This window comes from Streptomyces sp. CWNU-52B, from assembly GCF_047444975.1.
Lineage (GTDB): Bacteria > Actinomycetota > Actinomycetes > Streptomycetales > Streptomycetaceae > Streptomyces.
Genome location: NZ_JBLFJV010000037.1, coordinates 88,417 through 114,917 on the forward strand (window position 1 = coordinate 88,417; position 26,501 = coordinate 114,917).

General features: G+C 71.6%; 20 protein-coding genes and 1 tRNA gene. 19 read left to right on the top strand and 2 right to left on the bottom strand.

The window, feature by feature from the left end:
* Nucleotides 1-85 precede the first annotated feature (85 nt).
* The 3 genes from ACLVWQ_RS28940 to ACLVWQ_RS28950 all read left to right on the top strand — a co-directional run bounded on the left by ACLVWQ_RS28940 (nt 86) and on the right by ACLVWQ_RS28950 (nt 5,373).
* Nucleotides 86-2,572: a HelD family protein gene (locus tag ACLVWQ_RS28940; RefSeq protein ID WP_414112145.1), complete on the top strand. Its 2,487-nt coding sequence runs from the start codon at nt 86-88 to the stop codon at nt 2,570-2,572.
* 493 nt (nt 2,573-3,065) lie between these two features.
* Nucleotides 3,066-4,484, top strand: coding sequence for an NAD-dependent malic enzyme (locus ACLVWQ_RS28945; RefSeq protein ID WP_414112146.1), 1,419 nt, complete (start codon nt 3,066-3,068; stop codon nt 4,482-4,484).
* Between the two features lie 607 nt (nt 4,485-5,091).
* Entirely contained in the window at nt 5,092-5,373 is a 282-nt protein-coding gene (locus ACLVWQ_RS28950) for an HU family DNA-binding protein (protein ID WP_007382399.1), read from the top strand.
* A 127-nt stretch (nt 5,374-5,500) separates the two neighbouring features.
* Here ACLVWQ_RS28950 and murA read toward each other — a convergent pair whose 3' ends face one another.
* Nucleotides 5,501-6,847 carry a UDP-N-acetylglucosamine 1-carboxyvinyltransferase gene (murA, locus tag ACLVWQ_RS28955; protein WP_414112147.1) on the bottom strand — a complete coding sequence of 449 codons (1,347 nt, stop codon included), beginning with the start codon at nt 6,845-6,847 and terminating at the stop codon, nt 5,501-5,503.
* 263 nt (nt 6,848-7,110) lie between these two features.
* Between murA and ACLVWQ_RS28960 the strand changes: the two genes are divergently transcribed.
* The 12 genes from ACLVWQ_RS28960 (at nt 7,111) to ACLVWQ_RS29015 (ending at nt 21,968) form a co-directional block, all read left to right on the top strand.
* Complete coding sequence (locus tag ACLVWQ_RS28960; RefSeq protein WP_414112148.1) at nt 7,111-7,683, top strand: YqgE/AlgH family protein; 573 nt, start codon at nt 7,111-7,113, stop codon at nt 7,681-7,683.
* Nucleotides 7,684-7,712: 29 nt separating this feature from the next.
* A complete protein-coding gene (locus tag ACLVWQ_RS28965; protein ID WP_055513916.1) occupies nt 7,713-8,018 on the top strand; it encodes a DUF3039 domain-containing protein in 306 nt (101 codons plus the stop codon).
* 314 nt (nt 8,019-8,332) lie between these two features.
* On the top strand, nt 8,333-9,646 hold the full coding sequence (locus ACLVWQ_RS28970; RefSeq protein ID WP_414112149.1) for an extracellular solute-binding protein: 1,314 nt from the start codon (nt 8,333-8,335) through the stop codon (nt 9,644-9,646).
* 623 nt (nt 9,647-10,269) lie between these two features.
* Entirely contained in the window at nt 10,270-11,247 is a 978-nt protein-coding gene (locus ACLVWQ_RS28975) for a carbohydrate ABC transporter permease (RefSeq protein ID WP_414112150.1), read from the top strand.
* 5 nt (nt 11,248-11,252) lie between these two features.
* Nucleotides 11,253-12,149, top strand: a complete 897-nt coding sequence (locus ACLVWQ_RS28980; protein WP_414112151.1) for a carbohydrate ABC transporter permease — start codon at nt 11,253-11,255, stop codon at nt 12,147-12,149.
* 1 nt (nt 12,150) lies between these two features.
* Nucleotides 12,151-13,866, top strand: coding sequence for a beta-N-acetylhexosaminidase (locus tag ACLVWQ_RS28985; RefSeq protein WP_414112152.1), 1,716 nt, complete (start codon nt 12,151-12,153; stop codon nt 13,864-13,866).
* A gap of 279 nt (nt 13,867-14,145) precedes the next feature.
* The gene (locus ACLVWQ_RS28990; protein ID WP_414112153.1) at nt 14,146-15,039 is read left to right on the top strand and encodes an FAD binding domain-containing protein; all 894 of its coding nucleotides are present in this window, start codon (nt 14,146-14,148) and stop codon (nt 15,037-15,039) included.
* Nucleotides 15,036-16,748: a 2Fe-2S iron-sulfur cluster-binding protein gene (locus ACLVWQ_RS28995; protein ID WP_414112154.1), complete on the top strand. Its 1,713-nt coding sequence runs from the start codon at nt 15,036-15,038 to the stop codon at nt 16,746-16,748. The genes ACLVWQ_RS28990 and ACLVWQ_RS28995 overlap by 4 nt, the downstream gene beginning before the upstream one ends.
* On the top strand, nt 16,745-19,051 hold the full coding sequence (locus tag ACLVWQ_RS29000) for a xanthine dehydrogenase family protein molybdopterin-binding subunit (RefSeq protein ID WP_414112155.1): 2,307 nt from the start codon (nt 16,745-16,747) through the stop codon (nt 19,049-19,051). The genes ACLVWQ_RS28995 and ACLVWQ_RS29000 overlap by 4 nt, the downstream gene beginning before the upstream one ends.
* A gap of 258 nt (nt 19,052-19,309) precedes the next feature.
* Nucleotides 19,310-19,843, top strand: a complete 534-nt coding sequence (locus ACLVWQ_RS29005; protein WP_414112156.1) for an AAA family ATPase — start codon at nt 19,310-19,312, stop codon at nt 19,841-19,843.
* A 240-nt stretch (nt 19,844-20,083) separates the two neighbouring features.
* Nucleotides 20,084-21,280 carry an SUKH-4 family immunity protein gene (locus ACLVWQ_RS29010; RefSeq protein WP_414112157.1) on the top strand — a complete coding sequence of 399 codons (1,197 nt, stop codon included), beginning with the start codon at nt 20,084-20,086 and terminating at the stop codon, nt 21,278-21,280.
* A gap of 199 nt (nt 21,281-21,479) precedes the next feature.
* Nucleotides 21,480-21,968 (top strand): DUF6083 domain-containing protein, encoded by a 489-nt coding sequence (locus tag ACLVWQ_RS29015; RefSeq protein WP_414112158.1) that lies wholly within the window; start codon nt 21,480-21,482, stop codon nt 21,966-21,968.
* Between the two features lie 94 nt (nt 21,969-22,062).
* On the opposite strand, the gene ACLVWQ_RS29020 is transcribed toward ACLVWQ_RS29015, so the two are convergent.
* Nucleotides 22,063-22,134 (bottom strand) — tRNA-Cys (locus ACLVWQ_RS29020).
* A gap of 220 nt (nt 22,135-22,354) precedes the next feature.
* Between ACLVWQ_RS29020 and ACLVWQ_RS29025 the strand changes: the two genes are divergently transcribed.
* The 4 genes from ACLVWQ_RS29025 (at nt 22,355) to ACLVWQ_RS29040 (ending at nt 26,406) form a co-directional block, all read left to right on the top strand.
* Nucleotides 22,355-23,800, top strand: a complete 1,446-nt coding sequence (locus ACLVWQ_RS29025) for an MFS transporter (RefSeq protein ID WP_414112159.1) — start codon at nt 22,355-22,357, stop codon at nt 23,798-23,800.
* A gap of 57 nt (nt 23,801-23,857) precedes the next feature.
* Nucleotides 23,858-24,055 carry an Arc family DNA-binding protein gene (locus tag ACLVWQ_RS29030; RefSeq protein ID WP_013003224.1) on the top strand — a complete coding sequence of 66 codons (198 nt, stop codon included), beginning with the start codon at nt 23,858-23,860 and terminating at the stop codon, nt 24,053-24,055.
* On the top strand, nt 24,056-24,442 hold the full coding sequence (locus tag ACLVWQ_RS29035) for a type II toxin-antitoxin system death-on-curing family toxin (RefSeq protein ID WP_414112160.1): 387 nt from the start codon (nt 24,056-24,058) through the stop codon (nt 24,440-24,442). It begins immediately after the preceding gene.
* 164 nt (nt 24,443-24,606) lie between these two features.
* On the top strand, nt 24,607-26,406 hold the full coding sequence (locus ACLVWQ_RS29040; RefSeq protein WP_414112161.1) for a DEAD/DEAH box helicase: 1,800 nt from the start codon (nt 24,607-24,609) through the stop codon (nt 26,404-26,406).
* The last annotated feature ends 95 nt before the right edge of the window (nt 26,407-26,501 follow it).

The following is a 26,501-nucleotide window of genomic DNA, read 5'->3' on the forward strand; positions in this document are numbered from 1 at the left end:
AAGTGGATCAAGAGCGGAAACGTAGCCCGCCGGGCTCCCCTTCGCGTACGGTTGACGGCTGCCATGCACGTCAGAAGGGGGCCCGGTGGCCGCTCAGGTTCAGCAGGAAATGGCGCTCGATCCGGAAGGCGACTCAGTACGCGACCGGGAGATCGGCGTCGAGCAGGAACACCTTGACCGGGTGTACCAGCGCCTTGAGGAAAAGATCCACGAGGCGGAGTTCCTGATGAACGACGCCGCTCAGCGCGGCCAGGTCGGTACGCCCGGAGCACTCGCGGAGCGCGACGCGCAAGTGTTCAGGGCGGGGATCCATCTCAACCGCCTGAACAACGAGTTCGAGGACTTCCTCTTCGGACGCATCGATCTCCTCCTCGGCAAGGACGGCAAGAAGGGCCCGGACGGCGCGTACACGGCGGTGGAACCCGCCGAAGGCGCCGTACGGCCCGACAACACCGCCGACATCGCCGAGACCCTCCACATCGGCCGGATCGGCGTCCTCGACGCCGAGTACGCGCCGCTGGTCATCGACTGGCGCGCCCCCGCGGCCGCGCCGTTCTACCGCTCCACCCCGGTCGACCCCGGCCGGGTCGTACGCCGTCGGGTCATCCGCTCCAAGGGCCGCAAGGTCCTCGGGGTCGAGGACGACCTGATGCGCCCGGAACTGCGGGCCACCCTCGCCGGGCGGGAACTGCCGGTGATCGGCGACGGCGCGCTGATGGCCGCCCTCGGCCAGGCCCGCAGCCACACCATGCGGGACATCGTCGCCTCCATCCAGGCCGAGCAGGACATGGTCATCCGGGCGCCCGCCGCGTCTGTGACCTACGTGGAGGGCGGCCCCGGCACCGGCAAGACGGCGGTCGCCCTGCACCGGGCCGCCTACCTGCTCTACCAGGACCGCAGGCGGTACGCGGGCGGCATCCTGATCGTCTCGCCCACCCCGCTCCTCGTCGCGTACACCGAAGGCGTCCTGCCGTCCCTCGGCGAGGAGGGCCAGGTCGCCATCCGCGCGGTCGGCTCCCTGGTCGACGGCGCCGAGGCCACGCAGTACGACGCACCGGCCGTGGCGCGGGCCAAGGGCTCCTACCGGATGCTGAAGGTGCTGCGGAAGGCGGCACGCGGGGCCCTGGAGACCCCGGGCGGACCCGGCGGCCGCCATACGGCCCCCGCCGCCGCCCAGCCGGGACAGGGCCAGCTCGCCTTCGGCGAGGAGGACGGGGCTGCGGACGCGGACGAGGACGAGGGCGGCGCGCTCGGCCCGCGGCTCCCCGCGGTCACGCCCACCCGGCTGCGTGTCGTCGCCTTCGGGCGCCGCCTCGAACTGGAGGCGCCCGAGCTGGACCGCATCCGGCAGAACGCCCTCTCCGGGACCGCGCCGGTGAACCTGCTGCGCCCGCGCGCCCGCAAGCTGCTGCTCGACGCCCTCTGGTCGCGCTCCGGCGCGGGCAGCCGGCACACCGACCCCGAGCTGGCCGCCGAACTGCGCTCGTCGTTCGACGAGGACGTCAGCTCCGAGGACGCCTTCATCGCGTTCCTCGACGCCTGGTGGCCCGAGCTGACACCGCGGGCCGTGCTGGCGGCGATGGCCGACGAACGCCGCCTCGGCCGCTGGGCGCGGCGGATCCTCAACCCCGGCGAGGTACGGCGGGTCGCCCGCTCCCTCAAGCGGGACGGGCTCTCCGTGCACGACGTGGCCATGCTCGACGAGCTGGAGGCGATCGTCGGCACCCCGGCCCGCCCCCGCAGGAAGCGCGACCTGGACCCGCTCGACCAGCTGACGGGCCTGGAGGAGCTCATGCCCGTACGCGAGGAGACACAGCGCGAGCGGGCCGAGCGGCTGGCCCAGGAGCGCACGGAGTACGCGCACGTCATCGTCGACGAGGCGCAGGACCTCACACCCATGCAGTGGCGCATGATCGGCCGCCGTGGCCGGCACGCCACCTGGACGGTGGTCGGCGACCCCGCCCAGTCGTCCTGGTCGGACCCGGAGGAGGCCGCCGAGGCCCGTGACGAGGCCCTCGGCAGCCGCCCGCGCCGCCGTTTCACGCTCACCGTGAACTACCGCAACCCGGCGGAGATCGCCGAACTCGCCGCCAAGGTCCTGGCCCTCGCCATGCCCGGCTCCGAGTCCCCGTCCGCGGTGCGCTCGACGGGCGTACGGCCGCGCTTCGTGACCGCGGGCGGCGGGCAGGGCAGCGGGCAGGGCGCCGGAAAGGGTGCCGGTGCCGGTGCGCGCGACGCCCTGGCGAAGACCGTGCGGGAGGAGGCCGCCCGGCTGCTCGACCAGGTCGACGGCACGGTCGGCGTCGTCGTCGCCATGAACCGCCGCGCCGAGGCCGCGCGGTGGCTCGCCGGGCTCGGGGACCGTGTGGTGGCCCTCGGCAGCCTGGAGGCCAAGGGCCTGGAGTACGACGCCACGGTGGTCGTCTCCCCGGCGGAGATCGCCGACGAGTCACCGGCCGGGCTGCGGGTGCTGTACGTGGCGCTGACCCGGGCCACCCAGCAGCTCACCATCGTCTCGGCGGCCCGCGACGAGCCGGACGCGGACGGAGTACCGGATCTCCTGCGGGACTGAGAGGGACTGAGGGGGGCTGAGAGGCGCCGAGGGGGCTGACGGGACTGGGGCCCGAGGGGCGTGGCGGGCCTCGCCGGTACGGGGCGTCCGGCCCGTGAACCGGTGGGCCCGGTCCGGTGAACCGCGGGGCCCGTCCGCGTAAAGCTTCCTGTGAACCCACGGTGCGGGAATTGCCTTACGGGGATCGTTTGTTACCTTGGATGTGACACCGGCCCGATCCAAGCCCCCGGGCCCAACCTTCGTCGCTACGAGCGACCACTTGCCGCGAGGCGAGCATGGCGGGTCGGTGTCGTCTACGTGAGTCGGAAGAGGTCCACGTCACCTGGTGACGTGGACCTCTTCCGTGCCGGGCCGCGGTGAACAGCCGCGGTGAACAAAAGGTTCGCAATCCGGGGCGGCTACCACGTACTCCGCGGTAGGTGCGACGATCTGACGGCAAGCCCGTGAACCAGCGGCGCTCGCAGTACCCCGTGAAAGCAGAGGAAGTCGGCCCATGGCAACGGCGCCCAGCGTCTCCTACTCGATTACGGTCCGGTTGGAGGTGCCCGCGAGCGGAACCGCGGTCTCCCAGATCACCACCGCCGTGGAGTCCAGCGGAGGCTCGGTGACGGGCCTCGACGTGACGGCCTCCGGCCACGAGAAGCTCCGCATCGACGTCACCATCGCGGCGTCCTCCACGCAGCACTCGGAAGAGATCGTCGAGCAGCTGCGCGGCATCGAGGACGTGACGCTCGGCAAGGTGTCCGACCGTACGTTCCTGATGCACCTCGGCGGCAAGATCGAGATGGCGTCCAAGCACCCCATCCGCAACCGTGACGACCTCTCGATGATCTACACGCCCGGGGTGGCCCGGGTGTGCATGGCGATCGCCGAGAACCCCGAGGACGCCCGGCGTCTGACCATCAAGCGCAACTCGGTGGCGGTCGTCACGGACGGCTCGGCCGTCCTTGGCCTCGGCAACATCGGTCCGATGGCCGCCCTGCCGGTGATGGAGGGCAAGGCCGCCCTCTTCAAGCGGTTCGCCGGCATCGACGCCTGGCCGCTGTGCCTGGACACCCAGGACACCGACGCGATCGTGGAGATCGTCAAGGCGATCGCCCCCGGCTTCGCGGGCATCAACCTGGAGGACATCTCCGCGCCGCGCTGCTTCGAGATCGAGGCCCGGCTGCGCGAGGCCCTGGACATCCCCGTCTTCCACGACGACCAGCACGGCACCGCGATCGTCGTCCTCGCCGCCCTCACGAACGCGCTGCGCGTGACCGGCAAGTCGATCGGCGACATCCGCGTCGTCATGTCGGGAGCGGGCGCGGCCGGTACGGCCATCCTGAAGCTGCTGCTCGCGGCGGGCGTCAAGCACGCCGTCGTCGCCGACATCCACGGTGTCGTGCACGCGGGCCGGGAGGACCTGGTGGAGGCCGCCGCCGACTCGCCGCTGCGGTGGATCGCGGACAACACCAACCCCGAGGGCGTCACCGGGACGCTGAAGCAGGCCGTGCGCGGCGCGGACGTCTTCATCGGCGTCTCCGCCCCGAACGTGCTCGACGGCGACGACGTGGCCGCGATGGCCGACGGCGCGATCGTCTTCGCGCTTGCGAATCCCGACCCCGAGGTCGACCCCGGGGTCGCCCGGCAGACCGCGGCGGTCGTGGCCACCGGCCGGTCGGACTTCCCGAACCAGATCAACAACGTGCTGGTCTTCCCGGGTGTCTTCCGCGGCCTCCTGGACGCCCAGTCCCGCACGGTCAACACGGAGATGATGCTTGCGGCCGCAACGGCCCTGGCGGACGTGGTGACCGAGGACGAGGTCAACCCGAACTACATCATCCCCAGCGTGTTCAACGACAAGGTCGCGGGCGCGGTCGCCGGCGCGGTCCGCGACGCGGCGAAGGCGGCGGCGGGCGCGACGGTCTGAGACCGCGCGCCCCCTCCTGGGGGCTGCCGCCCCCAGACCCCCGCGTCGCGGGCCGAAAGACGAAAAGCAGGGCGCAGCCCGCTTTTCGGGGGCGCGGGGAACTGCGCGACCAGCCACACACCACCCGCACCCGACGCACGACCTCCGAGGGGGTTCGGGGGCGGAGCCCCTGAGTAGTGTCGACGGGGGCGGGTAGGGGCCGGCGGGGGAGAGAAAACCCCGATCGGCGGCGATTGTGACGGTTGCCACCCGGTACCCGTACCGGCGCGTCGCCGGAGACAGGGCCTCAGGCCGCCTCTAGGGTGGCGGCCATGGCTCAGTCCCTGCGGGCCCATCAGGCCCGCACGGGCCCTGCGGTCCGCTGCCGGGAGCGGACGGAGCGTCACCATTTCGAGGCCGTGGCGCTTTTCGTGTGACTCTCAAGGGTGCCGGATTGGCTTTCCCGCCGCAGGTGGGGGCAGGATGCGTCTTCGGGCGCGAGGGGTCCGGCCACGGACCCGGGTCCGGGGACCGCCGAGGACCCTGGCAGCATCGGCTTCGACGTGCCCGAGATGCGGCTCCGCCGCGTGGCACGCCTCAACGGCAAGAAGAACACGGGAGTAACAACATGAACCGCAGTGAGCTGGTGGCCGCGCTGGCCGACCGTGCCGAGGTGACCCGCAAGGACGCCGACGCCGTTCTGGCCGCCTTCGCCGAGACCGTCGGTGAGATCGTCGCCAAGGGCGACGAGAAGGTCACCATTCCCGGCTTCCTGACCTTCGAGCGCACCCACCGTGCCGCTCGTACCGCTCGCAACCCGCAGACCGGTGACCCCATCCAGATCCCGGCCGGCTACAGCGTGAAGGTCTCCGCGGGCAGCAAGCTCAAGGAAGCCGCCAAGGGCAAGTAAGCCTTCCGCGTCGTCCCGGGACGACGTACGAGGCTCAGTAACCGTCGATGGGGCGGTCACCCGAACCGGGTGACCGCCCCATCGCGTGTTGCGACCGGCAGGCCTGGGGCCGCTTTCGCGACTGGCCCTAGCCGAGCGCCTTGCCCGGCAGCTCGACCTTCGCGCCCAGCTCCACGAGCTTCTCCATGAAGTTCTCGTAGCCGCGGTTGATCAGGTCGATGCCGTGCACCCGGGACGTGCCCTGGGCCGCCAGCGCCGCGATGAGGTACGAGAAGCCGCCGCGCAGGTCGGGGATGACCAGATCGGCGCCCTGGAGCTTCGTCGGGCCCGACACGACCGCCGAGTGCAGGAAGTTGCGCTGGCCGAAGCGGCAGCGCGAACCGCCCAGGCACTCGCGGTAGAGCTGGATGTGCGCGCCCATCTGGTTGAGCGCCGAGGTGAAGCCGAGGCGGGACTCGTACACCGTCTCGTGGACGATGGAGAGGCCGGTCGCCTGCGTGAGCGCCACCACGAGGGGCTGCTGCCAGTCGGTCTGGAAGCCCGGGTGGACGTCCGTCTCCAGCGCGATCGACTTGAGCTGGCCGCCCGGGTGCCAGAAGCGGATGCCCGCGTCGTCGATCTCGAAGGCGCCGCCCACCTTCCGGTAGGTGTTCAGGAACGTCATCATCGAGCGCTGCTGGGCGCCGCGGACGTAGATGTTGCCTTCGGTCGCCAGGGCCGCGGAAGCCCACGAGGCGGCCTCCAGGCGGTCCGGCAGGGCCGCATGGGTGTATCCGCCGAGCTTGTCGACGCCCGTGACGCGGATGGTGCGGTCGGTGTCCATCGCGATGATCGCGCCCATTTTCTGCAGAACGCAGATCAGGTCCTCGATCTCCGGTTCGACCGCGGCGTTGGCGAGCTCCGTGACGCCCTCCGCGAGGACGGCCGTCAGGAGCACCTGCTCGGTCGCGCCGACGGACGGGTACGGCAGCTCGATCTTGGTGCCGCGCAGCCGCTGCGGGGCCTCCAGGTACTGGCCGTCCGAGCGCTTCTCGATGGTCGCGCCGAACTGCCGCAGCACCTCGAAGTGGAAGTCGATCGGCCGGCCGCCGATGTCGCAGCCGCCGAGACCCGGGATGAACGCGTGGCCGAGGCGGTGCAGCAGCGGGCCGCACAGCAGGATCGGGATGCGCGACGAGCCGGCGTGCGCGTCGATGTCCGCGACGTTGGCGCTCTCCACGTGCGACGGGTCCATGATGAGCTCGCCCGGCTCCTCACCCGGACGGACCGTCACCCCGTGCAACTGCAGCAGGCCGCGTACGACGCGCACGTCACGGATGTCCGGGACATTGCGCAGCCGGCTCGGACCGCTGCCGAGTAGCGCGGCGACCATGGCCTTCGGTACGAGGTTCTTCGCACCGCGGACACGGATCTCACCCTCGAGCGGGGTTCCGCCGTGGACAAGGAGTACGTCGTCTGAGCCGTTGACGGTCATGTATCTCGCGTTCCGGTTGGTGGGGCAGGGGCGAAGAAGCAAGCGTAATGGCCGCCCACCCCCCTTCAGTAAGCCCAGGGGGCCCTCAGGGACGTCATAGCTTTGCCACAACACGAACCGTTCCTAATCGGGCACACGGGGTCACCGCTCCGGGCGTGCGCTCCGCCCGCACCCGGGTCCGCGCCCATGCGCCCTGAGCTGCGTTCACCCGGGTCCGGGTATTGCCTCCCCGTCGGTGGGGAAGATGCGGGATCATGTCACGCATGACCGAGGTGTCCTCGCTCACAGGGCGGCTGCTCGTGGCCACACCCGCCCTGGCGGACCCCAACTTCGACCGCGCGGTCGTGCTGCTTCTCGACCACGACGAGAAGGGCTCGCTGGGCGTCGTCCTCAACCGGCCCACACCGGTGGACGTGGGCGACATCCTCGTGGGGTGGGCGGAACTCGCCGGCGAACCCGGCGTCGTGTTCCAGGGCGGCCCGGTCTCGCTGGACTCCGCGCTCGGTGTGGCGGTGATCCCGGGCGGCGCCTCCGGCGAGCGCACACCGCTCGGCTGGCGCCGGGTGCACGGCGCGATCGGGCTCGTGGACCTGGAGGCCCCGCCGGAACTGCTCGCCTCGGCGCTCGGCTCGCTCAGGATCTTCGCGGGATACGCGGGCTGGGGGCCGGGACAGCTGGAGGACGAACTGGTCGAGGGCGCGTGGTACGTCGTCGAGTCCGAGCCCGGTGACGTGTCCTCGCCCGCTCCGGAGCGGCTGTGGCGCGAGGTGCTGCGCCGCCAGCGCAACGAACTGGCGATGGTGGCCACGTATCCGGACGACCCTTCGCTCAACTGATGCCCCGCTCCTTCAGTACTCTTGCGTTTATGAGCACTCTTGAGCCTGAGACCCAGCCCCAGCGAGGCACTGGGACGGGGACCCTCGTAGAGCCGACGCCGCAGACGTCGCACGGCGACGGGGACCACGAGCGCTTCGCCCACTACGTCCAGAAGGACAAGATCATGGCGAGCGCGCTCGACGGCACGCCCGTCGTCGCGCTCTGCGGCAAGGTGTGGGTCCCGGGCCGGGACCCGAAGAAGTACCCCGTGTGTCCCATGTGCAAGGAGATCTACGAGTCCATGGGCGCGGGCGGCGACGACGGCAAGGGCAAGGACAAGGGCGGCGACAAGTAGGCCCTGCCCACTCCCACTCCCACCCCCACCCCGGTCCGACCTCCTTCCTGTCCTTCTCGCTTTCACGGCCGCGGCGGCCCCTGTGCGGGGTGCCGCGGCCGAGTCGTGCCCGGCGGCGGCCGGGTCGGTGGAGCCGCTCTCGGCCCATCCGGGGGTCTTTGTCCCGCGTGTCCGTTGCACGGAGTGGTTTCGCCGGTCACAGAGTGGTTGAGACCTCTTGTGGGCATGTTCATGTACTCCATAACCTCCCGGGTGTTGTGCAGCGCAAAACCACCATTGCACGTGCTGCAACGCGCGCCCCCGGAGGACGCCCCATGAAGCTCACTCACCGCTCTGCCCGCCTGGCCGCCCCGATCGCCGCGCTCGTCGTCGCCGGGCTGACGGCGACCGCCTGCGCCCCGGAGTCGTCCGACAACTCCGGCGGCAAGGACGAGAAGAGCGGCACCCTGCGGGTGTGGCTCTTCCAGGAGGTCGCCAACACGCCCAAGGAGAAGGTGGTCGACGGCGTCGTCAGCGCCTTCGAGAAGTCCCACAAGGACACGAAGGTCGACGTCCAGTACATCCCCGTGGAGACCCGCGCCGAGAAGATCAAGGCCGCCTTCAACGACCCGAAGAGCGCGCCCGACCTCATCGAGTACGGCAACACGGACACCGCCGGCTACGTCAAGGACGGCGGACTCGCGGACGTCACCGAGGAGTTCACGGACTGGGACGAGTCCAAGGACACCGACCCGACCGCCAAGCAGTCCGTCACGGTCGACGGGAAGATCTACGGAGCCCCGTACTTCGTCGGTGTGCGTGCCCTCTACTACCGCACCGACATCTTCGACGAGCTGGGCCTCGACGTGCCCAAGACGCAGGACGAGCTGATCAGCACCGCCAAGGAGATCCGGAAGGCGAAGCCGGAACTGTACGGGCTCGCGGTCGGTGGCGCGTACACGTACGGCGCGATGCCGTTCATCTGGTCCAACGGCGGTGAGATAGCCCGGGGCAGGGGCGGTTCGTACGCCTCGGCGATCGACACCGAGGACGCGCAGAAGGGCATCAAGGCGTACACCTCGCTCTTCGGCGACGACAACTGTCCGGCCGCCAAGTGCGCGGGCATGGGCGGCAACGACACCGTCACGGCGTTCGCCTCCGGCAAGGCAGGCATGGCCATCGGCGGCGACTTCAGCCACGCGGCGATGGAGGCGGGCAAGGTCAAGGGCAAGTACAAGGTCGTACCGCTGCCCGGGGTGAAGGCGGGCGAGATCGCCCCCGCTTTCGCGGGTGGCAACAACCTCGGCGTGCTGAACAGCACCTCGCACCGCACGCTCGCCGTCGACCTGATGGAGCAGCTCGCGGCGAAGAAGACGCAGGGCGAGCTCTTCGACGCGATGGGCTTCCTGCCGACGTTCACGGACGTGCGCCAGGACGTCGCCAAGCGCGAGCCGTTCGTCGAGCCCTTCGTGAAGACCCTCGGCGCGGGCGCCAAGTTCGTCCCGGCGTCGGCCGCCTGGTCGCAGATCGACGCGTCTCTTGTTCTGCCGACGATGTTCCAGGAGGTCGTCAGCGGGCGTAAGGACGTGGCGGCCGCCTCGAAGGACGCGGCCAAGAAGATGGACGCCGCGTTCAGCTCCGCGGGATGAGCCGGATGCCGGACCGTCCGTTCTCGGGGCCTGCCCCGCGGCCCGACGGCGAACAGACACGGCAGGGGCTGCCTGCGGCGGGGGCTTCCACACCGACAGCCCAGGGGCCGGGACCCCTGGACCCACCGGCTCAGGAGCCCACGGTCCCTGAACCTGCGGCTCCTGGGCCGCCAGCCTCTGGGCCTGCGGTTCCTGGGCCTGCGGTTCCTGGGTCTGGGGTCTCCGGGTCTGCTCCGGCCGGGCGTCGGAGGGTCGGCGGTGCCGACGACGGCCCCGGGCCGGGCGCCCCGGTCGTGAAAGCTGCGGCGGCCCGCGAGGGTGCCGAACCCGGGCGCGGCGTCTCCGGGCCTGCGTCGGCCGGGCGTCGGAGGGCCGGCGGTGCCGCCGACACCCCAGCGGGTGGTGACCTTCGGCCACGCCCTGCGCAACACGGTGACACCGGTCCTGGCCGTGGCCGGCGACCTGGCGACGGCATCGGGCCGAGTTCTCCGGCCGCGAACGCCGCGGCGGCCCGCGAGGGTGCCGAGTCTGGGCCCGGCGCCGGACCCGGACCGGCCGTCGGGCCCGGGGCCGGTGTCGGACCCGGGCCTGGCGTCGGACCCGGACCCGAACCCCGGAAGGGTGTGTCGGCTGGGGCCCTCCGGGGGACACCCCCGTCGGGCCGTGGCGCCCATGCTCGTGTCGGGGGCAGGGGTCGGCGTGGTGGGTCGCGTAAGTCTTCGCTTGCGCGGGGTGGGTGGACCCCCTGGCTCTATCTCGCCCCCGCGCTCGTGGTCCTCGGCGGGCTGCTCGTCTACCCCGTCTACCAGCTCGGGCTGATCTCGTTCCTGGAGTACACGCAGGCCCAGGTCAGCGGTGGGGAGCCGACGACCTTCCAGGGCTTCGGGAACTACGCGACGCTCTTCCGCGACGAGCAGTTCTGGCAGGTGCTGCTCGCCACCGTCGTGTTCGCGGCGGCGTGCGTCGTGTCGACCCTGGCGCTCGGCTGCGCGCTCGCCGTCCTCCTGACACGTGTCCGTGTCGTGCCGCGGCTCGCCCTGATGCTCGCCGCCCTCGGCGCCTGGGCCACCCCCGCGGTCACCGGGTCGACGGTGTGGCTGCTCCTGTTCGACCCCGACTTCGGGCCGGTCAACCGGATCCTGGGACTCGGCGACCACTCCTGGACGTACGGCAGGTACAGCGCCTTCGCGCTCGTCCTGCTCGAAGTGGTCTGGTGCTCCTTCCCGTTCGTGATGGTCACGGTGTACGCCGGTATCCGCGCCGTGCCCGCCGAGGTCCTGGAGGCCGCGTCCCTCGACGGCGCCTCCCAGTGGCGGATCTGGCGGTCCGTACTGGCGCCGATGCTCCGCCCGATCCTCGTCGTCGTCACGATCCAGTCGGTCATCTGGGACTTCAAGGTCTTCACGCAGATCTACGTCATGACGAACGGCGGTGGCATCGCGGGCCAGAACCTCGTCCTGAACGTGTACGCCTACCAGAAGGCCTTCGCGTCCTCCCAGTACAGCCTCGGGTCGGCCATCGGAGTGGTCATGCTGCTGATCCTGCTGGCGGTCACGCTCGTGTATCTGAGGCTGCTGCGAAGGCAGGGGGAAGAGCTGTGAGTTCCATGACGTCAGGGCATTCCGCGTCAACTCCCGTACCCGCCACGGGATTTGTACGAAATCTCGTACGCCGTTCCGTACGGCGGCCATGGCGGCTGGCCGCGGAGGTCTCGGCGCTGCTGATCGCCGCGGTGGTCGCATTCCCCCTCTACTGGATGGCGCTCAGCGCCTTCAAACCGGCCGGGGAGATCGAGTCGAGCGAGCCGCGGCCCTGGACGCTGTCCCCGACCCTGGATTCCTTCCGGCGCGTCTTCGGGCAGCAGGAATTCGGCCGTTACTTCCTCAACAGCCTTGTCGTGGCGGTCACCGTGGTCGCCGTCTCGGCGCTCATCGCGTTTCTCGCGGCGACCGCCGTGACGCGATTCCGCTTCCGCTTCCGGACCACGCTGCTGATCATGTTCCTGATCGCGCAGATGGTGCCCATCGAAGCCCTGACGATCCCCCTCTTCTTCCAGATGCGGGACTTCGGCCAGCTCAACACGCTGGGCTCGCTGATCCTGCCGCACATCGCCTTCTCGCTGCCCTTCGCGATCTGGATGCTGCGGGGTTTCGTGAAGGCCGTACCCGAGGCGCTGGAAGAGGCCGCCTACATCGACGGGGCGAGCAGGACGCGGTTCCTGTGGCAGATCCTCTTCCCGCTGGTCCTTCCCGGGCTCGTCGCCACCAGCGTGTTCTCCTTCATCTCCGCCTGGAACGACTTCCTGTTCGCCAAGTCCTTCATCATCAGCGACACCTCGCAGTCCACGCTGCCGATGGCGCTCCTCGTCTTCTACAAGCCCGACGAGCCGGACTGGGGCGGCGTGATGGCCGGATCCACGGTGATGACGATTCCGGTGCTGATCTTCTTCGTACTCGTACAGCGGCGCCTGGTCTCCGGACTCGGCGGCGCGGTGAAGGACTGACGTGAGCGACCCGACCCCGCACAAGCTGCCCTCGCCCGGCGTGATCCCGGCCCCCCGCTCGGTGCGGGAGCCCACCGGACCCGGACCCGGCCCCGCCCCCGGCGTCCCCCTCGACGCGGACACCACCCTGTCGGCCGGCCCCGGCACGGGCACCACCGAACGCTGGCTGCGCCTCACCCTCGGCGCCGCCCTGGGCATCCCGCTGCCACCGGCCGGCGCGCACGCGGAGGCCGCCGGGAACGCCGTACGGCCAGGGAGCACCGTACGGCCGGGGAACACCGTGCGGTTGCGGATCGACGAGAGCCTGCAACCGGAGGCGTACGTCCTGGAGGTCGACGCCGCGGACGGCATCGACATCCGGGGCGGGGGCGGCGCCGGAGTGTTCTGGGGCGCGCAGACCCTGCGTCAGCTCATCGGCCCGGAAGCCTTCCGGCGGGCCCCCGTACGGCCCGGCGTCACCCATGTCGTGCCGGCGCGGACCGTCGAGGACGCGCCGCGGTTCGGCTGGCGCGGGCTCATGCTCGACGTGTCGCGGCACTTCACGCCGAAGGACGGCGTCCTGCGGCAACTCGACCTGATGGCCGCGCACAAGCTCAACGTCTTCCACTTCCACCTCACGGACGACCAGGGCTGGCGAATCGAGATCAAGCGGTATCCGAAGCTCACGGAGACCGGATCGTGGCGGGCGCGCACCAAATTCGGGCACCGCGCCTCGCCCCTCTGGGAGGAGAAGCCGTACGGCGGCTTCTACACGCAGGACGACATTCGCGAGATCGTCGCGTACGCCGCCGAGCGGCATATCTCCGTCGTCCCCGAAATCGACATCCCGGGGCACTCGCAGGCCGCCATCGCCGCATATCCGGAACTCGGCAACTCCGATGTCGTCGACACGCTCTCCCTCTCCGTCTGGGACACCTGGGGCGTCTCCAAAAACGTACTCGCCCCCACTGACAACGTCCTTCGCTTCTACGAGGGAGTCTTCGAGGAACTCCTCGACCTGTTCCCCTCGGAGTTCATCCACGTCGGCGGCGACGAGTGCGCCAAGGACCAGTGGCAGGCGTCCCCCGCCGCACAGGCGCGGATCGGGGAACTGGGCCTCGCGGACGAGGACGAGCTGCAGTCCTGGTTCATCCGCCACTTCGACGGCTGGCTGACCGCCCGCGGGCGCCGCCTGATCGGCTGGGACGAGATCCTGGAGGGCGGGCTCGCCCCGGGCGCCGCCGTCTCCTCGTGGCGCGGCTACCAGGGCGGTGTCACGGCCGCGCGGGCGGGCCACGACGTCGTCATGTGCCCCGCGCAGCAGGTGTACCTGGACTACCGGCAGGCCGACGGCCCCGACGAGCCGGTGCCCATCGGCTACGTGCGCACCCTGGAGGACGTCTACCGCTTCGAGCCCGTACCACCGGAGCTGACCCCGAGTCAGGCACGGCACGTGCTGGGCACCCAGGCCAACCTGTGGACCGAGGTGACGGAGGACCGGGCCCGCCTGGACTACCAGGCCTTTCCGCGGCTCGTGGCCTTCGCGGAGGTCGCCTGGAGCGCCCTGCCCGCGCCGGCGGACCGCGACTTCGCGGACTTCGAGCGGCGGATGACCGCCCACTACGCGCGACTTGACGCCCTGGGGGTCGCCTACCGGCCGCCCACCGGGCCGTTGCCGTGGCAGCGGCGCCCCGGAGTGCTCGGACGCCCGATCGAAGGGCCGCCCCCGAACGTGTGAGACGACCCCCGGAGAGTGCCGTCGGAGGCGGTCGTCCTGGGACGGTGATCTCAGCGGAGAAAGACACCCAAGAGGCAACGAAAACTGTCAATTCACGCTGACGGGTGATGTGGTGCGAAAACGGACCATCCGCTGATGGCGGGTAGGAATGCCTCCTAGCGGACCCCCGCGTCGGGGATCGGGGAAGATGTGCCAGAGTTGCCACGTCCGCCCTGTCAGGCCGTACCGTACGGCAACACAGGTGGGACCAGGTGGGGCAGCGGGAAGGGGCAGCCGGTTTTGACCACGCACGCACCGCAGGCGGCGCAGGCCGTGACGCTGCCCGCCTCGCTGGACGAGGCCGTGGCGGCGCTCGCCGCCATGCCCGCCGCCGTTCCCGTGGCCGGCGGCACCGATCTCATGGCCGCCGTCAACTCCGGCCAGCTGAGGCCCGCAGCGCTCGTCGGCCTCGGCCGGATCAGCGAGATCCGCGGCTGGCAGTACCAGGACGGCCACGCGCTCCTCGGCGCGGGGCTCACCCATGCCCGGATGGGACGCCCCGACTTCGCGGCCCTCATCCCCGCCCTCGCGGCCGCCGCGCGCGCCGCGGGACCACCGCAGATCCGCAACGCGGGCACCCTGGGCGGCAACATCGCCTCGGCGGCCCCCACCGGGGACGCGCTTCCCGTGCTGGCGGCCCTGGAGGCGACGCTCATCGTCGCGGGCCCCGGCGGCGCCCGCCGGGAGATCCCCGTCTCGCACCTGCTCGCGGGCATGGAGATGCTCCGCGGCGGCGAACTCATCGGGTACGTGCGCGTGCCGCTGCTGCACGCGCCCCAGGTCTTCCTGAAGGCGACGGGCCGGACCGGACCCGGACGCGCCCTCGCGTCCGTGTCGCTCGTCCTCGACCCCGCCCGGCGCGGGGTGCGGTGCGCCGTGGGCGCCATCGCGCCGATGCCGCTGCGCCCCCTGGACGCCGAGCAGTGGGTCGCCTCGCTCATCGACTGGGACAACAACCGCGCGATCGTGCCCGAGGCGCTGGCCGCCTTCGGGGAGTACGTCGCCGCGGCCTGCATCCCCGACCCGGCCCCCGAAGAGGACGGTTCCGTACAACCGCTGCCGCCGGCCGTACTGCACCTGCGGCGCACCGTCGCCGCGCTGGCCCGACGAGCACTGGGGAGGGCACTGTCGTGACCGACGACCAGCACGGAAACCAGAACGGAAATCAGCACGGAGAAGGCGCGCCCCAGGTGGGCAGCCGCTGGGACCCGCTGCCCCAGGGCGACTACGACGACGGCGCCACCGCCTTCGTCAAGCTCCCCGAAGGGGGCATCGACGCCCTCCTCGCGGACTCGCCGCTCGCCGCGCCCGGCCACGGCTACGTACCGCCGCCGATAACGTCCGCGCCCGGTACGGGCGCGGAGACCGACCCGGTGTCCGGCGGCTCCTGGGCCCTGCCGCCCGAAGCGCCCGGCTCCGGTCAGCATCAGGGCGGGCACTACCAGGCCGAGCAGCACCAGGCCGAGCAGCACCAGGCGGTGCGGTGGCCCGAGCCGAACGCCCTGCCCGAAGAGCACCAGCAGCCCCCTCAGGACCCGTTCGCGTACCAGCCCGGTCCGACCGGCCAGTGGACCTTCGATCAGCCGTCACACGGCGACCAGGGCGCTCCGCACGGCGCACCGGGCGGACCCGGACAGGATGTGACCGGAGAGTGGTCCATTCCGGTCGCCGACGGTGATCTGCCGGACGAGTCCGGTGAATTCACCACGTCGTCCCTGGTCGAGCAGTGGGGCGGGAACGCGCCCGCCACGCTGCCGGGCGGCGCGGCCGCGCCCTGGGCCGACGAGCCCTGGGCCCAGCAGCCCGCCGACGCGACCGCGCCGCACGACGAGCGCGGCGCCGCCGAGATCATCGATGTCTCCGGAGAGCACGCCGACGAGATCGCCGTCTCCGTGGAGCGCGACAGCGACCGCGACTTCGAGCGGGAATTCGACCGCGACGCCGAGCACGAGGGACCGGGCGGAGCGACGGCCGGTCACGACCACCAGGGGTACGCGGAACCGGGCGAACACACCGCCGAGCCGGACACGGCCTCGGCGGAGGAGCCCGGCCAGGAGCCTTCGGCCGCCCCGGACAGCGCCGACAGTGCTGCTGCCGCTGCCGCTGCCGCTGCCGCTGCCGGTGACACCGACATCGCCGACGGGGCGTCCGCGGCCGACGACTCCCGGAGCACCGACACCGACACCGATGCCGGCGCCCCGCCGCACAACGACCACCCCCTGGCCTCGTACGTCCTGCGGGTGAACGGTGTCGAACGGCCCGTGCCCGACGCCTGGATCGGCGAATCCCTGCTCTACGTCCTGCGCGAGCGCCTCGGCCTCGCGGGCGCCAAGGACGGCTGCTCACAGGGCGAGTGCGGCGCCTGCAACGTGCAGGTGGACGGCCGGCTCGTGGCATCCTGCCTGGTGCCCGGCGTGACCGCCGCGGGGAGCGAGGTACGCACCGTCGAGGGCCTCGCCACCGACGGGCAGCCCTCGGACGTCCAGCGGGCGCTCGCCAAGTGCGGCGCCGTGCAGTGCGGTTTCTGCGTGCCGGGCATGGCGATGACCGTGCACGACCTCCTGGAGGGCAACCCCGCGCCGACCGAGCTGGAGACCCGCCAGGCGCTGTGCGGCAACCTGTGCCGCTGTTCCGGCTACCGGGGCGTCCTGAACGCCGTACGCGACGTCGTGGCCGAGCGGGACGCCCACGCCGCCGCGGAGGCCGCGGACGACGACGAGCTGCGTATCCCGCACCAGGCGGCCCCGGGCTCGGGCGGCGTCAACCCGTCCGCGTTCGAGCCCCACCAGCCGCACGAGCAGCCCCATGACCAGCCGTACGGCCAGGACGGAGGCCAGGCGTGAGCAACGACACCGCCACCGCGACCACCGCGGAGCCCGGCACCGCGCCGGAGCCACCGCACGGCCTCGGCGTGTCCCTGCCCTCGGCGGAGGCCCGCGCCAAGACGGAGGGCACGTTCCCCTACGCGGCGGACCTGTGGGCGGAGGGCCTCCTGTGGGCGGCCGTCCTGAGATCACCGCACCCGCACGCGCGCATCGTGTCCGTCGACACCACCCACGCACGCGAGATGCCCGGCGTACGGGCCGTCATCACCCACGAGGACGTGCCCGGGACCGCGCTGCTCGGCCGGGGCAGAGCCGACCGCCCGGTGTTCGCCTCCGAGGTCGTACGCCACCACGGCGAGCCCATCGCGGCCGTCGCCGCCGACCACCCCGACACCGCGCGCATGGCCGCCGCCGCCGTCATCGTCGAGTACGAGATCCTCGACCCGGTGACCGACCCGGAGCAGGCCTTCGAGGCCGAACCGCTCCACCCCGACGGCAATCTGATCCGGCACATCCCGCTGCGCCACGGCGACCCCGACGCGGCCGGTGACATCGTCGTCGAGGGCCTCTACCGCATCGGCCGCCAGGACCCGGCCCCGATCGGCGCGGAGGCCGGTCTCGCCGTGCCCCGCCCCGACGGCGGCGTCGAGCTCTACGTGGCGTCCACCGACCCGCACACCGACCGGGACACCGCGGCCGCCTGCTACGGCCTCGAACCGGAGCGCGTGAAGGTCGTCGTCACCGGCGTGCCGGGCGCCACCGCCGACCGTGAGGACCAGGGCTTCCAGCTCCCGCTGGGGCTGCTCGCCCTGAAGACGGGCTGCCCGGTCAAGCTCACCGCGACCCGCGAAGAATCCTTCCTCGGACACGTCCACCGGCACCCCACGCTCCTGCGCTACCGCCACCACGCGGACGCCGAGGGCAAGCTGGTGAAGGTCGAGGCGCAGATCCTGCTCGACGCGGGCGCGTACGCGGACACCTCCTCGGAGGCCCTCGCCGCGGCCGTCTCCTTCGCCTGCGGTCCGTACGTCGTCCCGAACGCCTTCATCGAGGGCTGGGCCGTACGCACCAACAACCCGCCCTCCGGACACGTACGCGGCGAGGGCGCCATGCAGGTGTGCGCCGCCTACGAGGCCCAGATGGACAAGCTGGCCAAGAAGCTGGGCGCCGACCCGGCCGACCTGCGCATGCGGAACGTGCTGGCCACGGGGGACGTCCTGCCGACCGGCCAGACGGTCACCTGCCCGGCCCCCGTGGCCGAACTGCTGCAGGCCGTCCAGGAGTACCCGCTGCCCGCCCTTCCGAAGGACACCCCCGAGGACGAGTGGCTGCTCCCGGGCGGCCCCGAGGGCGCCGGGGAGCCCGGTGCCGTGCGGCGCGGCGTCGGCTACGCCCTGGGCATGGTCCACATGCTCGGCGCCGAGGGCACGGACGAGGTCTCGACGGCCACCGTGAAGGTCCACGACGGCATCGCCACCGTGCTCTGCGCGGCCGTGGAGACCGGACAGGGCTTCACCACGCTGGCCCGCCAGATCGTCCAGGAGACGCTCGGCATCGAGGAGGTCCACGTGGCCTCCGTGGACACCGACCAGCCGCCCGCGGGCCCCAGCAGCCGCGGCCGCCACACCTGGGTGTCCGGCGGCGCCGTCGAACGGGCCGCCAAGATGGTCCGTACGCAACTGCTGCAGCCCCTGGCGCACAAGTTCGGGATGTCCACCGAGCTGCTCCAGATCACCGACGGCAAGATCACCTCGTACGACGGTGTGCTGTCGACGACCGTCACCGAGGCGCTGGACGGCAAGGAGCTGTGGGCGACCGCGCAGTGCCGTCCGCACCCCACCGAGCCGCTGGACGGCGCGGGACAGGGCGACGCCTTCGTGGGCCTCGCCTTCTGCGCGATCCGCGCGGTGGTGGACGTGGACATCGAACTCGGCTCGGTACGCGTGGTGGAACTGGCGCTCGCCCAGGACGTGGGCCGCGTGCTGAACCCCGCGCAGCTCGCCGCGCGGATCGAGGCCGGCGTCACCCAGGGCATCGGCGCCGCCCTCACGGAGAACCTGCGCACCGCGCGCGGCCTGGTCCGCCACCCCGACCTCACCGGCTACTCGCTGCCGACCGCCCTCGACGCCCCCGACATCCGCATCGTCAAGCTCGTCGAGGAGCGCGACGTGGTCGCGCCGTTCGGCGCCAAGGCGGTCAGCGCGGTACCGGTCGTGACGTCCCCCGCCGCGGTCGCGTCCGCGGTACGGGCGGCCACCGGGCGCCCGGTGAACCGGCTGCCGATAAGGCCGCAGGCGGCCGTGGTGACGGCGACGCAGTGACGGCGACGCAGTGACAGCGGCACGGTGACCCGGCCGGAGGAGCAGGGGCCGAGGCCGGAGTCTGTGACGAGCGAGCAGCCGCGGTACGAGCCGGCTCCCGCTGTCGGCAGGCTGCTTCTGTGGGCGCTGGTGTTCGTACTGGCCGCGGTGGTGGTCGTGGCGGGCGGCGTGTATCTCTCCTGAGCCGGCTTTCCTGAGAGCCCGACGGGCCGGACGGGTCGGACGGGTTGAGAGGTGAGTGTGTGAGGTGAGTGTGTGATGGAGGGCGTGGTCCTGATCACCGGCATCATGGCGGCCGGAAAGTCCACGGTCGCGCAGGCGCTGGCCGAGAGACTGCCGCGGGCGGCCCACGTACGGGGTGACGTGTTCCGGCGGATGCTCGTCACCGGGCGTGCGGAGTACGAGCCCGGAGCCGGCCCGGAGAGCGCGGCGGAGGCCCAACTCCGTCTGCGGTACCGCCTGTCGGCGGCGACGGCGGACACGTACGCGCAGGCGGGCTTCACGGCGGTCGTGCAGGACGTGGTGCTGGGCCCGCACCTGACGGCGTACGCCGAACTCGTGCGGACACGCCCCCTGTACGTCGTCGTGCTGGTGCCGGACCCCGAGGCGGTGGCTGAGCGGGAGGCCGGGCGGGCCAAGACGGGATACGGCGCGTGGAGCGTCGGCGAACTCGACCGCGGCATGCGTGCGGACACCCCGCGCGTCGGGCTGTGGCTGGACACCTCCGAGCAGACCGTGGGGCAGACGGTGGACGCGATCTTGGCGGGCCGGGAAAGGGCGCGGATCCGCTGAGGGGCCGGCTGGGATCTCGCAGAGGTCTCGCTGGTCAGGGCGGTGCCGGGGCGTTGTCAGTGGTGCCGGGTAGTGTTCTGGTCAGTGGGGGAGGACCGCTGGGCGGCGGACTGTTTCCGGGTGTTTCGAGGCGCGTCCGGATGTCGTGATGTGCGTGTTTGAGTGCTTGAGCGCTCGCGTGCGCGTGCCGCCGGGACCGGTCCTGCCGGGGGGCTGCGAACAACGACGCGCGGGGGCACGATGAGCAAGACGAACACGGTCACCGACACTTACGCCGAGACGATCACCCTGTCCGAGGACGCGCTGCACCGGTACGTCACCCACGCCCCGACGCGGCGCTGGCTGACGGGCCCCGGACTCCCGGCCGGCAGCGGCCTGTTGACCTTCGAGAGGTTGCGGGAGGACGGCCTGCGGTCGGTGGCGGACTCGACCGGCGACCCGGCCGGTCTCCCGGCGGAGCTGCAGGACCAGTTGGTGATCGGCGCGTTGAGGGACCCCGCGGGCCCGGAGCCGGTCGAACCGGTCCAGTCGGTCCTGCTCGACGGAGCGACGGGCGAGGTGTCCACCACGTACTTCCTCCACGACCGCCCGGACCTGATGGACAGCCTCCCGCTGGCGCCCTCGCTCCGGACGCTCACGGAATTCGTGACGGCGACGGACGAGATGACCGCCAGGCGCGGCCGGTTCGCGTCCTACGAGGGCCGTTTCGGGCCGAAGGCCGTCACGGCGATGTCGGAGCAACTGCTCGCACTCTTCGAGGAGGGCGTCGACGGCGAGATCCCGCCGTTCTGGAGGATGGCCGCGCTGATCCGCCCGCTGGCCCTCGTCGCGGGCCCGCCGGCCGACTCGGCCCTGACCCTCGACCTGCCGGCCCGCCTGCTGGACCAGGAGTTCGGGCACGGCCGTGTCGTGCGCTTCGAGGACGTCGACTTCCCCGCGGCGCTCGCGCACGAGCCGACCCGCCGCTTCCTGCGCGACACGGGCCTGCCCGAGGCCGGCCGCCAGTTCCAGCTGGACACGGACGTACCGCTGCCGACGCTCGCCGAGTACTACGAGGACGAGCGCCCCGGCGTCCTCACGCCCGACCAACTCCCGGACCACGCGAACAGCTTGATCCGCCTGGGCCACCTGATCGAGGACAACAGCCTGGTGGTCGACGGCGCGACGGGCGCGATCCTCGACTGGAGCGAGCCCGACACCACGCTGTACGCCCTGAACACGGACGTCTCCACCCTGGCCTTCACCCTGTGGCTGCTCCACCGCGAGAGAACGATCGACGAGTCCCTCTCCCACGAACTGACGGATGAGGCCTACGACCACCTGGCCACGACGATGACACAGACCCTGGCGACGGTGGACCCCACGGGCTCCGCCTCACAGGGGGAGTGGCACTACTGGACGGAGAGTTTCCAGGACGAGGCGGGAGGCGTGCTCTGACAGGGGGGGCGACTGACCGGCGGCCTTCAGACGAGGATCGCAGGAAAGGACTGCTTGCCCGGCCGACACAGGCGCGAAGGCAGAGGCGTCGCGTGCCTCCCGAGCCGCGACCCACGCTTCGGTTCCTCATCCGCCTGCTCCCGTTGCGCCCTATTTGCGCCCTACCCCGCCCCCGTGGAGCACCCGCACGCTCTAACTCATGGGGGATACAGGCGAGTCGAGCATCATCCCGTTGTCCGGCCCCGACGGACACCGGCAGTCACCACCGGATGCACCGCAGCCGTGGGAGAACGCCGACCGTGTCCAGGCCGTGATGGAGGGTGCCGCGGGGCCCGAGCCGCCGGCGCCGCCCACCTGCCCCAACTGCGGGCTGGCCGGCGATCGGCATGTCACCTACTACGGCACACACGTTCTCCTTGAGCCGGGAATGCCCGTGCCCGCACACATCGTGCCCGCTTGGCACCGCTGGTACATCGACTCCAACGGGACAGCGTGGAACAGCCGCGAGAACGAACCCACGCCCGGCGCGGAGTGCCGGATACCGCATCTGATCGCCTGTCCAGGGCTGAAGCTGGAGGAGATCGGACTGTGGCGCTGGTTGGACGCACTGCGTGCGGAAAACGCGCGCCGGGCGCAGCGCAAGGCGGACGAGGAAGCCGCTCCAGAGGCGCTGCCCGACGTCGGTTGAGCGACTGACCGGGACGACACCCGAGACGGACAGCCGACGGGGCGGCACCCCGGTCGGGGCGCCGCCCTGTCGTTCTGCCTGGTCAGGCAGGCAGAGGCCGTGGCGGGAATTGAACCCACGTGCCTCGCTTTGCAGGCGAGTCCCTAAGCCACTCGGGCACACGGCCGAACTCGAGTCCGACGTTCCGGGCTCGATATGTCGACCGTATGCCCCGGGCGGGGCGGGGCCAAGGGATCGGGTGGGGCCGCAACGGGACTGCCATGCCGCGTTCATAAATGGGAGGCGGTGGCGCGAAGCGAGTGTCGGTGGTCGTACGACCAAGGTCCCGGTCCGGGACCGTCTCTCGACAGGGGTCAACCTGTTTCTTGCCCCTTACGCTGGCCCGTATGACCTCCCTCGAACCGGACGACACCGGCGTCGCCGTCACCCCGGGCGCGGCGGGCGAAGACATCGCCCCGGACCGTGTCCTCGGCCGTTCCCACCGGGCGCTGAGCATCGGGATCGTCTCCGTCGTGCTGCTGATCGCCTTCGAGGCGACCGCCGTCGGGACGGCGATGCCCGTGGCGGCGCGGGAGCTCGACGGGATCTCGCTGTACGCGTTCGCGTTCTCCGGGTACTTCACGACGAGCCTGTTCGGCATGGTGCTGGCCGGGCAGTGGTCGGACCGGGCCGGACCGCTGGGGCCGCTCACCGCCGGGATAGGGGCCTTCGCGGCGGGGCTGCTGCTGTCCGGGACGGCCGGGGCCATGTGGCTGTTCATCCTCGGCCGGGCCGTACAGGGCCTCGGCGGCGGACTCGTGATCGTGGCGCTGTACGTCGTCGTGGGACGGGCCTACCCGGCACGGCTGCGGCCCGCCATCATGGCGGCGTTCGCGGCGAGCTGGGTCGTCCCCTCCGTCGTCGGGCCCCTCGCCTCCGGTGCCGTGACCGAACACCTCGGCTGGCGCTGGGTCTTCGTCGGCGTACCGGTGCTGGTCGTCCTGCCGCTCGCGCTCGCGCTCCCGCAGATACGCCGGCGGGCCTCCGGGCCGGAGGAGGGCACCGTCGCCGCACCCTTCGACCGGCGGCGCATCCGGCTGGCCCTGGGCATCTCCCTGGGCGCCGGCCTGCTCCAGTACGCCGCCCAGGACCTGCGGTGGCTCTCCGTGGTCCCGGGCGTGGCGGGGGCGGCGCTGCTCGTCCCGGCGGTGCTGGGTCTCCTGCCGCGCGGAACCTACCTGGCGGCGCGCGGGCTGCCCTCCGTGGTGCTGCTGCGCGGCGTGGCGGCCGGATCCTTCATCGCGGCCGAGTCGTTCGTGCCGCTGATGCTGGTCACCGAGCGCGGGCTGTCGCCGACCCTGGCCGGCTTCTCCCTGGCGGCCGGCGGCGGCACCTGGGCGCTGGGCTCCTTCGTACAGGCGAGGGCGCGCGTGGAACCGTACCGGGAGCGGCTGATGATGCTGGGCATGGTGCTGACCGCGGCCGCCATCGCCACCGCGCCGAGCGTGCTCATCGACGGGGTACCGGTGTGGACGGTGGCGGTGGCCTGGGCGTTCGGCTGCTTCGGCATGGGCCTGGTGATCTCCTCCACCAGCGTCCTGCTGCTCCAGCTCTCCGCCCCCGGCCAGGCCGGCAACAACTCCGCCGCCCTCCAGATGTCCGACGGCCTCGCCAACGTCCTCCTCCTCGCCGCGGGCGGCGCGGCCTTCGCGGCGCTGGGCGGCGGCACGGTCGCCCACACGGCCACGCAGGCCTCCGGCGGCCACCCGGCCGCCTTCGTGGCGGTGTTCCTGCCGATGGCGGGGGTGGCGCTGGTGGGGGCGTGGGTGGCTACGCGGCTGCGGGCCGTGTAGCCAGTCGCGCCTGTGGTACCAATATGGCCCCCCTTTTGGTACCGTGGTGGTATGGCTATGAATCTTCGTCTGCGCGACGACCAGCAGGAGGCACTCAAGCTGCGTGCCGAGGAGGAGGGGCGCAGCATGCACGCCATAGTGCTTCAGGCGATCGACCGGTATCTGGAGCAGGAGGCGGACCGGGCGACCGTCCGTCGTCTGGGGGCCAAATACGCGGCGGGTCACGCCGACCTGTTGCGGAGGCTGGGGGAGTAGATGAAGTACCTCACCGTCCAGGAGGTCCTGGATCTGGCGGAGCTGGCGTGCGGGGAGCAGACGCAGGTTGCAGTACGTGACCTGGGTCTGCTCAGTTCGGCTGTTCACCGCCCTCAGTCGCAGATGTTCGGCGTCGAGGCGTACACGGACCTCTTCGAGAAGGCGGCTGCATTGCTTCAGTCGCTAGCCGTGAACCACCCCTTGGTGGACGGCAACAAGCGCATGGCGTGGATGTCGACGGTCGTCTTCCTGGACTTCAACGGCACCGAGATGCTCGACGTCGACCAGGACGAGGCGTACAAGCTCGTCATCGAGGTGGCCGCCGGGCAGTTGGAGGACTTGCGGATGATCGCTCTGCGCCTGCGAGGGTTGCAGTCGGCGATGTGACCTGAGTCCCATCCCAGGGTGCCCCCGCGTCGTCCGCGCGTTGACACGGGTGGGCCGCCGGTAGGGTGGCCCGGTTGTCATACACGGCGGTTGTCATGCACGGCCGCCGTCATCCACAGCCGTCGTCCTACGCAGCCGAGCCGCCCGACCACCCCACGGAGACCGTGACTACCACCGCCGCCAGTGCCGCCTCCTCGCACCATCTGTCGCCCGCGTTTCCCGGGCGGGCCCCCTGGGGCACCGCCGGCAAGCTGCGTGCCTGGCAGGAGGGCGCGATGGAGAGGTATCTCCAGGAGCAGCCGCGCGACTTCCTCGCCGTCGCCACGCCCGGCGCCGGCAAGACGACCTTCGCGCTGACGCTCGCGTCGTGGCTGCTGCACCACCATGTCGTGCAGCAGGTGACCGTGGTCGCGCCGACCGAGCATCTGAAGAAGCAGTGGGCGGAGGCGGCCGCGCGGATAGGGATCAAGCTGGATCCCGAGTACAGCGCCGGACCGCTCAGCAAGGAGTACCAGGGCGTCGCCGTGACCTACGCCGGTGTCGGCGTGCGGCCCATGCTGCACCGCAACCGCTCCGAGCAGCGCAAGACCCTCGTCATCCTCGACGAGATCCACCACGCAGGTGACTCCAAGTCCTGGGGCGAGGCGTGCCTGGAGGCCTTCGAGCCCGCCACCCGCAGGCTCGCCCTCACCGGTACGCCGTTCCGCTCCGACACCAACCCCATCCCCTTCGTCGCGTACGAGGAGGGCAACGACGGGATCCGCCGCTCCTCCGCCGACTACACCTACGGCTACGGATCCGCCCTCGGCGACGGCGTCGTGCGGCCCGTCATCTTCCTCTCCTACAGCGGCAACATGCGGTGGCGTACGAAGGCGGGCGACGAGATCGCCGCCCGGCTCGGCGAGCCGATGACCAAGGACGCCGTCAGCCAGGCCTGGCGCACCGCCCTGGACCCGCGCGGCGAGTGGATGCCCAGCGTGCTGCGCGCCGCCGACCGGCGGCTGACCGAGGTGCGCAAGGGCATCCCCGACGCCGGCGCCCTCGTCATCGCCTCCGACCAGGACTCGGCCCGCGCCTACGCCAAGCTCATCCGCGAGATCACCGGCAGCAAGGCCACCCTCGTCCTCTCCGACGACACGGGCGCGTCCAACCGGATCGACGACTTCGCGGCGAGCGACGACCGCTGGATGGTCGCCGTCCGCATGGTGTCCGAGGGCGTCGACGTACCCCGCCTCGCCGTGGGCGTGTACGCGACCACCATCTCCACCCCCCTCTTCTTCGCCCAGGCCGTCGGCCGCTTCGTACGCTCCCGGCGGCGCGGCGAGACCGCCTCCGTCTTCCTGCCGACCGTCCCCGACCTCCTCACCTTCGCCAACGAGATGGAGGTCGAGCGCGACCACGCCCTCGACAAGCCCAAGAAGGAGACCGAGGACGACCCGTACGCCGAGTCCGAGAAGGAGATGGAGGAGGCGAACAAGGAGCAGGACGAGGACACCGGCGAGCAGGAGCAGTTCTCCTTCGAGGCGCTGGAGTCCGAGGCCGTCTTCGACCGGGTCCTCTACGACGGTGCCGAGTTCGGCATGCAGGCCCGCCCGGGGAGCGCGGAGGAGCAGGACTACATCGGCATCCCGGGCCTCCTGGAGCCCGACCAGGTCCAGCTCCTCCTGCAGAAGCGCCAGGCCCGCCAGATCGCGCACAGCCGCAAGAAGCCGGACGAGGAGGCGGACCTCCTCGAACTGCCCGCCGAGCGCCGCCCCGTGGTCTCCCACAAGGAGATGCTGGAACTGCGGAAGCAGCTCAACACGATGGTCGGCGCGTACGTCCACCAGAGCGGCAAACCCCACGGCGTGATCCACACCGAACTGCGCCGCGTGTGCGGAGGCCCGCCGAGCGCGGAGGCCACCGCCGGACAGCTGCGCCAGCGCATCGCCAAGGTCCAGGAGTGGGCCACCCGCATGCGGTGACAGCCGTGCCCCCGACACGGAACGCCGGTGGTCCCCTCGCTCATGGCGCCGGCGTGCGCGCACGCGTGCGCTCCGTACGACCGCGCTCCACACCG